Origin of the sequence: Flavobacterium macrobrachii, from assembly GCF_014486675.1 — a bacterium.
Lineage (GTDB): Bacteria > Bacteroidota > Bacteroidia > Flavobacteriales > Flavobacteriaceae > Flavobacterium > Flavobacterium macrobrachii.
Genome location: NZ_JACTAC010000089.1, coordinates 1 through 9928 on the forward strand (window position 1 = coordinate 1; position 9928 = coordinate 9928).

Here is a 9928-nt window from a genome sequence, read left to right on the forward strand (position 1 = left end):
AACATATATTTTCAACACCAAATCAATACAATCCGTTTTGGTATTATGACAGAGGTTTTACGTTTTTAAAATATTTTAATATTTCAAAAAAGTTTGTCCTTTTTTAATGCCTAAGGATAATTCTTCAAGTGAAGTGTTTTCTAGCATGTAAATTAAATCTTTTTTTACAAACTTAAATTTTTCATGAACAGGACAAGGGTGCTCTTCAGAACAATTGCTTAACCCTAAACCACATCTTAAAAAAACTGAATCACCATCAATCGCATTAACAATATTAACTAGCTTAATGCTTTTTAGTTCATCTTTTAAAATCATAAAACCTCCACCAACTCCTTTACTAGATTTAACAATATTATTTTTAACTAAAACTTGTAAAATTTTTGCAGTAAAGGCAATTGGAGAATCAATTTCTTTAGCAATTTCTTTCAATCCTACTTTTCCTTCTTTACAACAATGTGTAGCAATAAAAATTGTAGCTCTTATTCCATATTCACAACTCTTTGAAAACATTTTTTTATGGCAAAAATATTAAATTAGCATCATAAAAGACAATTTTATCTTTTATTTAACAGTTATGATTTTTATCATGTTTTATAAGAACATCTATTCGGAATTTTGTTAAGAATTAATAAAGGACATTATTATCTTTTATCAAATTAATTAACTAAAACTAAAATTTATGCTATCAAAATCACAAGCAAGGGCATTTTTTCTAGGTGGAACCGTGGTAACATTCTTAGTCTTTATTGGGCTAACTATCTACTCCTTCATGCCAAAAAATGACCAAACCAACTATGGCAAAATTGATGCTCAAGTTGTAAAAGGGAAGGAAATTTGGGAATCCAACAATTGTATGGGTTGCCACACTATTCTTGGAGAAGGAGCTTATTATGCTCCTGAATTAACAAAAGTTATAGACCGAAGAGGAGATGCTTATGTAAAAGCAGTTCTAATGTCTAAAGAACCTTGGCAACCTAGAGGTAGAAAAATGGTTGCTTATGCAATGTCCGATGAAGAAGCAGAAGCTGTAATTGCTTACTTTAAATGGATTGGAAAAATCGATTTGAATGGATTCGACAGAATAGTTTCTCCATTAGCAAAAGACAAACAATAAATTTAATATTATGAAATATAAATCACAAAAAATAGCTTATTGGTTTTTTGCCTTATGTATGTTATTATTTTCATTACAAATAATATATGGCTTTATCATGGGCTTTGATAGAATTGGATTGCAAGGACTGCATGACATCATTCCATTTAATACTGCTAGAGCAGTACACACTAATTTATTAGTAGTTTGGTTACTAACAGGTTTTATGGGAGCTGCTTATTACATCATTCCTGAAGAAGCACAACGAGAATTGATAAGCGTAAAATGGGCTTATATACAGCTTATTTCATTAGCTATTGTAGGTGTTGTAGCCGTAATTGGTTTTCACTTCAACCTTTGGGAAGGAAGAAAATTTCTTGAAATTCCTAGAGAATTAGACTTTCTAGTTGTTGTAAATGTATTATTGTTTTTAGGACTTATTTTAGGAACTCTATTCAAAGGAAAACGCAAAACAACAACTGCCTTGGTTTTATCAATGGGATTATTATTTGCAGCATTGCTATACTTGCCTGGAATGATTTGGTTTGATAGCCAAGTAATGGATTCATTCTTCCGTTGGTGGGTTGTTCACCTATGGGTTGAAGGTGTTTGGGAATTAATAATGGGTGGTATTTTATCATATTTATTAATAAAACTAACGGGAGTTGACAGAGAAGTTATTGAAAAATGGTTGTATGTAATCATTGGTTTAACTTTCCTTTCAGGAGTTTTAGGAACTGGACATCACTACTATTATATTGGTGTTAACAAAATTTGGTTAATCGTAGGTGGAATATTCTCTGCATTGGAACCATTAGCATTCCTTGCAATGGCATTATTTGCAGTTAATATGTATAGAAAAGGAGAAAAAAGCCACCCAAACAAAATTGCATTATTCTGGACTATTGGTTCAGCAATTGTATCTTTTATTGGTGCAGGATTATTAGGATTTGCTCATACATTACCACAAACAAATTTATACACACACGGAACATTAGTCACTGCAATGCATGGTCACTATGCTTTTTGGGGTGCTTATGCAATGATTGTTTTAGCAATTATTAGTTATGCTTTGCCAAACTTAACTGGCAGAAAACGCTACAATAGCGTACAAGGAAATGCTGCATTTTGGCTGTCAAATATTGGAATCCTTGGAATGACTGTTGCATTTGGTGTTGCTGGTGTTGCTCAAGTATATATGGAGCGCAAACTAAAAATGGAGTTTATGGAGGTTCAAAAAGAAACTGAAATTCATTTTGTTGTGTTACTTATTTGCGCAACAATGTTTACAGTTGGTATAAGTCTATTTATATATGATTTTATTAAATATGGCAAACCAACAGATGAAGCTTTAGAAATAGAAAATAATTAAAAAATTAAAAGAAATGAAAAAAATATTTATCCTAATTTTTGCTTCAGTTACATTTATCGGATGCAAACAAAATGATGAATACAAAAAAGTAGATGCATCACAAATAAAAGTTGAAGGAAGTATGAATGCCGAATTAACAGCTCCGCCATTTGTGCCAAAACCAGTTGGAGATAGACCTGCCAAAAAACTAATTGTCAATATGGAAATTATTGAGAAAGAAGGTGAAATGGCAGATGGAGTAAAATATGTTTATTGGACCTTTGGAGGTTCTGTACCTGGAAGTTTTATCAGAACTCGAATTGGTGATGAAGTGGAGTTTCATTTAAAAAACCATCCTGATAATAAACTGCCTCACAATATTGATTTACATGCAGTAACTGGCCCTGGTGGTGGCGCAAAGTCCTCATTTGTTGCTCCTGGACATGAAGTAACCTTTTCTTTTAAGGTATTGAATCAAGGATTGTATGTTTACCATTGTGCAACTGCACCTGTAGGTATGCATATTGCTAATGGAATGTATGGGCTTATCTTGGTTGAACCAGAAGGTGGTTTGCCTCCTGTAGATAAAGAATACTACGTTATGCAAGGTGATTTTTATACTAAAGGTGCTAACGGAGAAAAAGGACTACAACCTTTTGATATGGCAAAAGCCGTTAAAGAAGAACCAGATTATGTAGTATTTAATGGGAAAACAGGTTCGTTAACTGGTGATAATGCACTTACAGCTAAAGTTGGTGAAACTATTCGTCTATTTGTTGGAAATGGTGGTCCTAATTTAGTATCTTCATTCCATGTTATTGGAGAAATTTTTGACAATGTTCATGTAGAAGGTGGTTCACTCGTAAATCATGATGTACAAACAACGCTTGTTCCTGCTGGTGGAGCTGCAATTGTTGACTTTAAAGTTGATGTTCCTGGATCATTAGTGATAGTAGACCATTCTATTTTTAGAACTTTTAACAAAGGTAGTTTAGGTTTAATAAATGTTAGTGGAGACGAAAACAAAACGATTTATTCAGGAACTCAATCGGATGAAGTTTATCATCCTGAAGGAGGTACCATTCAAACCATGCCAAATGAAACAAGCGCTAAAGCTCCAAAAGCAGTAACTCTTGTTGAACGAATTGCTGAGGGAAAATCAATTTATGCCAAAACATGTTTTGCCTGTCATCAAGCAACTGGTGAAGGTTTGCCGAATGCATTTCCTCCTTTAGCCAAGTCTGATTACTTAAATGCTGATGTGAATAGAGCCATCGAAATTGTACTTAAAGGAAAAACGGGCGAAATTGTTGTAAATGGTAAAAAATACAACAGTGTGATGACTGCTCAAACGCTTACTGACGATGAAATTGCCAATGTGTTAACCTATGTTTATAGTACTTGGGGCAATTCTAAAAAAGAAGTTACACCAGCAATGGTTAAAGCTGTTAGAAGTAAAAAATAATTATTAGTTCAATGAAAAAGTTATATTTTCTGTTTGTCGTAATTGTGTTTGTTTCTTGTTCTAAAGATAAGGATTTGAATACTCTAGATAATATAACTATTCCATCAGTTTCTACTCCAAATGACGTTTCTTTTGGAGTGGAAACACCGATGGTTTCTATAAAAGGCGGAAAATATGTTCCTCTTTACGGAAAAAAAAATAAAGCTGTAGAAGTAAGTGATTTACTTATGGATGTCTATCCTGTTTCAAACGAAAACTTTTTAGCTTTTGTAAAACAAAACAAAAGATGGAGAAAATCCGAAGTAAAAAAACTTTTTGCAGATGATAATTATCTAAACAATTGGAAAAAGGATACCATTTTAGCAACAGATATGAAACCAAAGAGTCCAGTTACAAACGTTTCTTGGTATGCGGCAAATGCTTATTGCGAATGTCAAGGTAAACGACTTGCAACCGTTGACGAATGGGAATTTGTAGCAATGGCAAATCAAGAAATGGCCGATGCTCGAAAAGTAGAAGCATACAATCAATATATTTTAGACTGGTACGAAAAACCAAAAACGTTTAACAATGAAATTGGAAAAACCTTCAAAAACTATTATGGTGTATATGATTTACACGGTTTAGTTTGGGAATGGACTTCCGATTTTAATTCAATTTTATTAACTGGTGAATCTCGAAGTGATGTAACTACAGATAAAAATTTATTCTGTGGAAGTGGTTCACTAAATGCTTCCGATTTAATGAATTATGCTGCGTTCATTAGATATGCTTTTCGAGGAAGTGTAAAAGCAAATTATGCAGTGAAAAATTTAGGTTTTAGATGTGTCAAAGACACTTTAAATACAAAAAAACCATGAAAAAAATAATCCTCTTTTTTATAGCAATATCTCTTTTTGGCTGCAAAAAAAACGCCGAAATAACAAATAAATCCATTTCAGACGAATCTATTTTTAATTTAACGAGCAAATGGAAAACTCAAGACAACAAAACCATAGAAATAAAAGACTTTAAAGGAAAAGTTACCGTAATGGTAATGATATACACAAGTTGCAAAGCCGCTTGCCCAAGATTAGTAGCCGATATGCGAGACATTGAATCTAAAATGCCCAAAGACAAACTTTCCGATTTAAACTTTGTTTTAGTAAGTATTGATCCCGAAGTAGATACTCCTGAAAGATTAAAAACGTTTGCAAAAGCCAATTTTATGGATGCACCACATTGGACATTTCTACAAGGAACAAAAACAACAGTACAAGAGTTTGCCAATGTTCTATCTGTAAAATACAAACAAATTGCACCAATGGATTTTTCTCATTCCAACATTATCAGTGTTTTTGATAAGAAAGGTATATTAATTCATCAGCAAGAAGGTTTGGGCGTAAACAACAAAGAAACTGTAGATAAAATAATTGAAACCGTATACAAATAATATCATGAAAAAACATATATACACAGTTCTTATTGGCCTTTTAGGAACAGTTACAATTTCAGCACAACAATTTAATGTTAATGCCGATTTAAGAGCGCGCTTTGAAAACAGAAATGGTTATGGAACGCTAAAACCCGATACTGAAGAATCCGCTTCTTTTATATCTCAAAGAACAAGGTTGATTTTTGACTATTCATTTAAAAATATAAAATTAGTGGTTTCACCTCAAAATGTTAGAACTTGGGGCGATGCTTTGACTAACTCTAAAGACGATATCGCCTCTTCGTTTCATGAAGGGTACGGAGAAGTTGCAATGAATGAAAAATTTGCTTTTAAAGTTGGACGTCAAGAAATTAATTATGATGATGCAAGAATTTTTGGCAATGTTGATTGGGCAATGCAAGCAAGAAGCCACGATGCCTTTGTATTAAAATTTGCACCTAACGCAACAAATAAAATTCATTTTGGTGTTGCATACAATGCAAATAAAGAAACCAACTTCGAAGAAAACTATGCTTTAAATCAATACAAATCATTGCAATATCTATGGTATCATACTGATTTTAAGAAAATAGGATTGAGTGTTTTAGTTTTAAACAACGGAATGCCTTATTTAGTTGGAACAGAAGAAAAAGTAGATTACAGCCAAACATTAGGTTCGCGATTGGTTTACAAAAACGGAAACTTAAATATCAATGGAGCAGCTTATTTACAGACTGGAAAACTATCTGACAATTCAGTTAATGCAAACTATTTATCTGCAAATGTTGGGTACAAATTTTCAACAAATCTAAATGCAACTTTAGGTTTCGAAAGTCTTTCAGGAAAAGATCAAAATGACACTTCAACCGATGTGAAATCGTTTAATCCATTATACGGAACTAATCATAAGTTTAATGGTTATATGGATTATTTTTATGTTGGAAATCATATAAATTCTGTTGGTTTAACTGATGTTTATGCAACATTAGAATATGAAAAAAATAAAGTTTCTGCCAAACTAACTCCTCATTATTTTGCCTCAGCAGCATCAATTTATAAAGCTGGTGAAAAACAAGACAATTATTTAGGAACCGAATTAGACTTTACTTTAGCCTACAAAATGTATGAGAATGTAACAATTGATGCAGGTTTTTCGCAAATGTTTGCAACAACATCAATGGAAGTTTTAAAAGGTGGAAATAAAAATGCAGGCAATAATTGGGGATTTATATCTATAAAAATAAACCCTAATCTATTTAATTACAAAACTGAAGTAAAACCATAATAATTCTAAAAAAATGGCTTCATTAATACCATACTATTTTTCTGTAGGAAAAGAAGAAGAAATTTTTTCCCATGCTTATTCCAATAAAATTCCGCTACTTTTAAAAGGGCCAACCGGAACAGGAAAATCGCGTTTTATTGAATATATGGCGCATAAATTGGAAAAAAAACTCATCACCATTGCCTGTCATGAAGAGACTTCTTCAACCGATTTAATTGGAAGATATATCATAAAAGGAGCCGAAACTATTTGGGTTGACGGACCAATGACCACAGCCGTAAAAGAAGGCGCAATTATTTATTTAGATGAAATTGCAGAAGCAAGACCTGATGTTATTGTTGCCATCCACTCACTTACTGATCATCGTAGAGAGTTGTTTATTGACAAATTAGGAATTACTGTAAAAGCACATGAAGATTTTATGCTTGTTGCCTCTTTTAATCCTGGTTATCAACGTGGTTTTAAAGAGTTGAAACCTTCAACAAAACAACGTTTCTCGGCGCTTTCGTTCAATTATCCTGAAACCAAACAAGAAATAGAAATTCTTATTAACGAAACTGGAGTTGATGCTGAAAATGCTAAAAAACTAGTTGCGATTGGTTCAAAAATAAGAAATCTAACCGAACTTGGATTAACCGAAACTGTTTCGACACGACTATTAGTTAATGCGGCAACTCTAATTAAAAGCGGATTACCCAAACGACTTTCTACTCACATTGCAATAGTGGAGCCATTAACCGACGATTTGCAAACCGTTCAGTCATTGAAAGATTTGTGTGATTTGATGATATAATCAGTCATAAAAACTTAATAATGGATATAGACGAGCTACTTTTTGGAACCGTTTCTAAATATTTCAAAAAAAGAAATAAGAATAAAATTCTTTTAGATAATAATGCTATCTTCTTAAAGGATATTAAACCTCGTTTGACCATTTTAGCAAGAGCAATTACAGGAAATGCCATTGAACTTTTTCCTGCTGAACGAGAAGGTGGTTATAAAAATAACAATTTTTTTCTTCCTATTTATTTTAATGAATTTGCTACAAAAGAAGCCAATTTAGGTTTTTATTTTTTTAGAATATTATTTCTAAGTGTTCAATCTGAATTGAAAATAAATTTAACGTTAGATGAAGTTTTGTCTGAACAAAATAAGGAGGATATTTTAACCTTATTGTTTCAAAAATATCCCAATTCAAAAGTTATTTATCAAAACTTAAAATCGCATTTTGAAGCTAAAACAACTCCAAAAAACACAGCCGATTATTCATGGATTTATGGCAAGTTGATGCAAAATGATAATGAAGAAAACACTGAAACAATATTAGAAAATTTTTCGGATTTAGTAAAAAAACCTAATTCAGAACAAATTACTACAACATTGCAAGCAAAAGCTGTTGAAGAAATAACTACCGTTGAAATAGATAAAAAACAACAAGAAGATTATGTATTGCTTCATAGTTTTGAGAAAGTAGAAACTGCCGAAGAGTTCAATGGAAACTGGCGTGATTTTGATGGTTCCGACGATTTAGAAAAACACGAAAACGCTATTGAAGATCTTAATATGAAATTCACTGTTCGTGTTGACGATACTGCTCATTCTGTTTATCAAGCGGAATTTACTGAAAACACTTCAATCTCTGAAAGTGCCGAAATCGATTCTAATGGTTTTCATTTAACTTATGACGAATGGGATTTTGAAAAAAGAAAATACAAAGACCATTTCTGTAAAGTATATCCAAAAATTCAACTAAAAATAGATTCCAAATACTATCAAAATACAATATTAAAGAACAATTCAACACTATTAAATTTAAGAAAAATTTTAACCAATTTGAACAACAAAATGCAGCAACAAAAGCGTCAAAACCAAGGCGAAGAATTTGATATTGATGCTATTACAGATTTATACGTAGATATTCATTCGAAAAAAACACCTTCCGATAAAATTTATCTCTCCAACCGGAAAAAAGAAAAAGATTTGTCCATTTTATTACTCTTAGACATTAGTTTATCAAGTGATAGTTATGCAGCTGGAAACCGAGTAATTGATGTTGAAAAACAAGTTTCTATTTTGTTTGGCGAAATATTAAACGAATTCAATATCGACTTTTCAATTGATAGTTTTTACTCCAAAACACGAAATTTTTCGACCTTTTTAACTGTTAAAGATTTTGATGAAAATTGGGCTATTGCCAAAAATAAAGTAGGTGCAATTGAACCATCTGGCTATACAAGAATTGGTGCTGCTTTGCGTCATGCTGGAGCAAGATTAGACACGCGAAGTACAAAAAACAAGTGGATTATTCTCATTTCTGACGGAAAACCAAACGACTATGACAAGTATGAAGGCAAATACGGAATTAACGATGTGAAACAAGCCTTACGAGAATTAAATCAAAGAGATATTAGTTCCTATGCCTTGGCAATTGAAGCACAAGCTAAATATTATTTACCTCAAATGTTTGGACAAAATCACTATCAAATTCTAACAACACCAACAGAACTACTACAATCAATGGTAAAGTTGTACGAAAAAATAAAACAAAATTAAAATGACATCAGAATTCCAAAATAAAAAATTAGAAAAAGGACATCCAATTCAAAATTATTTAGATGAAACACTTCTAATTCATTCTATTACAGATGACCTTATTCACGTTGACATCAATAATGACTTTCAGAAGTTTTATAATTTATTCAACCAACTGGCAACAATTGAAAAACGTTTTGAACGTAAAGAAAATCAACTTTTCCCATTTCTTGAACAAAAAGATTGGACTGGACCATCACAGAATATGTGGTCTTTTCATGATATTATTAGACAAATCTTTAGAATTGTTAGACAAAACATTGAAGACAAAAATTTGATTTCAGCAAAACACAATACCGAATTAGCAATACAAAACATAAATAGATTATTGGAAGTGGAAGAAACCGTTTTATTTCCTAATGCATTAGAAATTTTATCTGATGATGACTGGAAGGTAATGCGAAGAGGGGAAGATGAAATTGGTTGGATGTTAGCCGATGTTCCACCAAACTATCCAAACGAACCTGAGTACATTCATCCATCACAAGATACTGAAAGAAGAACTGAAGTCGTTTTTGATGAAAAAGCAGCACATTATGATGAAGGATATATGACTGTAGAACAAGCAAACCTACTTTTCAAAACATTACCTATCGATTTAACCTATGTAGATGAAAATGATAAGGTGATTTTTTATAACCGAGGTGAAGAAAGAGTTTTCCCAAGAAGTGCTGGGGTTATTGGAAGAGAAGTTCGCTTTTGTCACCCACCAAAAAGCGTTGATACGG

Annotated in this window: 10 protein-coding genes; 9 read left to right on the forward strand and 1 reads right to left on the reverse strand. The window is 32.2% G+C overall.

From position 1 onward, the window contains the following. Nucleotides 1-75 precede the first annotated feature (75 nt). Nucleotides 76-510, reverse strand: coding sequence for an RrF2 family transcriptional regulator (locus IAI56_RS14215; RefSeq protein WP_112112169.1), 435 nt, complete (start codon nt 508-510; stop codon nt 76-78). A 169-nt stretch (nt 511-679) separates the two neighbouring features. On the opposite strand from IAI56_RS14215, the gene IAI56_RS14220 reads away from it, so the two are divergent. The 9 genes from IAI56_RS14220 to IAI56_RS14260 all read left to right on the forward strand — a co-directional run. Continuing rightward, nucleotides 680-1114, forward strand: coding sequence for a c-type cytochrome (locus IAI56_RS14220; protein WP_171221838.1), 435 nt, complete (start codon nt 680-682; stop codon nt 1112-1114). 10 nt (nt 1115-1124) lie between these two features. Beyond that, nucleotides 1125-2465, forward strand: a complete 1341-nt coding sequence (locus IAI56_RS14225) for a cbb3-type cytochrome c oxidase subunit I (protein ID WP_171221839.1) — start codon at nt 1125-1127, stop codon at nt 2463-2465. A 13-nt stretch (nt 2466-2478) separates the two neighbouring features. Next, the gene (nirK, locus tag IAI56_RS14230) at nt 2479-3909 is read left to right on the forward strand and encodes a copper-containing nitrite reductase (RefSeq protein ID WP_171221840.1); all 1431 of its coding nucleotides are present in this window, start codon (nt 2479-2481) and stop codon (nt 3907-3909) included. 11 nt (nt 3910-3920) lie between these two features. Further along, the gene (locus IAI56_RS14235) at nt 3921-4769 is read left to right on the forward strand and encodes a formylglycine-generating enzyme family protein (RefSeq protein WP_187658503.1); all 849 of its coding nucleotides are present in this window, start codon (nt 3921-3923) and stop codon (nt 4767-4769) included. After that, on the forward strand, nt 4766-5341 hold the full coding sequence (locus IAI56_RS14240; RefSeq protein ID WP_112112165.1) for an SCO family protein: 576 nt from the start codon (nt 4766-4768) through the stop codon (nt 5339-5341). The genes IAI56_RS14235 and IAI56_RS14240 overlap by 4 nt, the downstream gene beginning before the upstream one ends. Before the next feature lie 4 nt (nt 5342-5345). Next, nucleotides 5346-6608, forward strand: coding sequence for an alginate export family protein (locus IAI56_RS14245; protein ID WP_187658504.1), 1263 nt, complete (start codon nt 5346-5348; stop codon nt 6606-6608). Between the two features lie 13 nt (nt 6609-6621). Beyond that, complete coding sequence (locus tag IAI56_RS14250) at nt 6622-7401, forward strand: CbbQ/NirQ/NorQ/GpvN family protein (protein WP_112112164.1); 780 nt, start codon at nt 6622-6624, stop codon at nt 7399-7401. Between the two features lie 20 nt (nt 7402-7421). Continuing rightward, nucleotides 7422-9161 (forward strand): nitric oxide reductase activation protein NorD, encoded by a 1740-nt coding sequence (locus IAI56_RS14255; RefSeq protein WP_187658505.1) that lies wholly within the window; start codon nt 7422-7424, stop codon nt 9159-9161. Nucleotide 9162: 1 nt separating this feature from the next. Beyond that, nucleotides 9163-9928: PAS domain-containing protein (locus tag IAI56_RS14260; RefSeq protein WP_187658506.1), on the forward strand; the 766-nt coding region annotated here is incomplete at its 3' end.